Origin of the sequence: Cryobacterium tagatosivorans (genome assembly GCF_004402215.1) — a bacterium.
Classification (GTDB): Bacteria; Actinomycetota; Actinomycetes; order Actinomycetales; family Microbacteriaceae; genus Cryobacterium; species Cryobacterium tagatosivorans.
The window spans coordinates 1-1,417 of the sequence record NZ_SOEZ01000062.1 but is presented as its reverse complement, the minus strand read 5'-3'; the positions used below and the strand labels follow the sequence as shown (position 1 = coordinate 1,417).

The following is a 1,417-nucleotide window of genomic DNA, read 5'->3' as shown; positions in this document are numbered from 1 at the left end:
GGGCGCCTCTCTGGTCAAGTGGCGTCGTGGGTAGGCTTTGTTGTGGTGGGTCCGGTCAGTGACTTTTCCAAAGAGCCGGTGCTGGGATGCGAGCCGGTCACGCTGGATATTAGGGCCGTTCCCGGTTGTCCTGCCGGGCCCGCTGTCCGGCGTGTGCAGTCAGCCGTCAGAATCCGAAACACGACGGTAGCCAAACGCCGTTTCAGGGCACGGATTGCCTCTTTACTGCTTTTGCCCTCGCTGCGTTTCCGGTCGTAGAAAATGCGCCCTGGGCTCGTTCGCATGCTGATCTGGGTGAGGGCTATGACGTGCATGGCATAGTTCAGTTGCCGGTCCCCGCCCCGGGAGAGGCGATGGCGGATCACGTCCCCGGATGACACTTCCCGGGGTGCGACGCCGGCATATGCGGCGAAGTGCGCCTCGGTTGTAAACCGGGTGACCATCCCTGTTCGGGCAAGGATTTTGCCAGCGGTCAACGGGCCTATTCCCGGGATGCTCGTCAGCGTGGACTGCGCGTTGGCCACGCGGGTGGTGATGTGGCCGGTGGCCGTGGCGATCCGTTTGTCCAGCCGGCGGATCTCGCCCACGAGGTCGGCTGCGATCAGCCGGCGAGTTGTGGCCAAACTCTCCGGCGGTCGAACCCGACGCAGTAACGCTGCTGCGGTGTCGGCGGTCAGGTTCCGCGGTGCCCCACCGACGACCAGCAAGACCATGATCGCGTGCAACCGATTCACCGTCTGTGTTCGGGTCCGCACCAGGTCGTCGCGGTACTCGGTGAGGACCTTCAGTTCCGTAGCTGCCGGATCAGTGTGGACGGGCCGCAACTTCATGGAGGTAGTGGCGGCAACAGCCACTGATAGAGCGTCGTCTTCGTCGGATTTGCGGCCGTGACCGGTAGAGAGGACCCGAACCCGGGCGGCGAGCTTCGCAGGAACATCCCACGCGGTGACTCCGTCCCCAGCAAGCAACGCGGACAAGGGAGCGCCGAGCCCGTAGGCGCCCTCGATGGCCCAGACCGGATCCGAGTACCGATCCGCGAAGCGCAGCAGCTGCCGATAGCCAGCCGCCGTGACCGGCGCCCGCACGGATGCGAGTTTCTGTCCGCGGGGATCGACAGCGACTGCTGTCCAACTTTCCTTGTGCGGGTCAATACCGATGATCGTTGCTGCCATGACATGCCTTTCAGTTCATCGGATAGGTGAACAGCGGAGGGCAAACCAGCTTTCAGAACGTATCCAAGCCTCTCTCAGGCCACTCCGCCGAAGAGACCGTCGCTGGCCCGCACGCCCTAAGAAAGCCAGGCCAGAAAAAGGTCGACAGGAAGTACTCGAGCGAGGCCTGCCACGATCTGAGAACAATGGGCTGCAGACCCACGATTCCTACCCCTATTCAACAAGCTGGAAGTACTGCCGCAGCA

Annotated in this window: 1 protein-coding gene; it reads right to left on the bottom strand. The window is 63.1% G+C overall.

Translation table 11 applies throughout. From position 1 onward, the window contains the following. Window positions 1-14 precede the first annotated feature (14 nt). The gene (locus E3O23_RS13165; RefSeq protein WP_134491714.1) at window positions 15-1,172 is read right to left on the bottom strand and encodes an IS110 family RNA-guided transposase; all 1,158 of its coding nucleotides are present in this window, start codon (window positions 1,170-1,172) and stop codon (window positions 15-17) included. Between the last annotated feature and the right edge of the window lie 245 nt (window positions 1,173-1,417).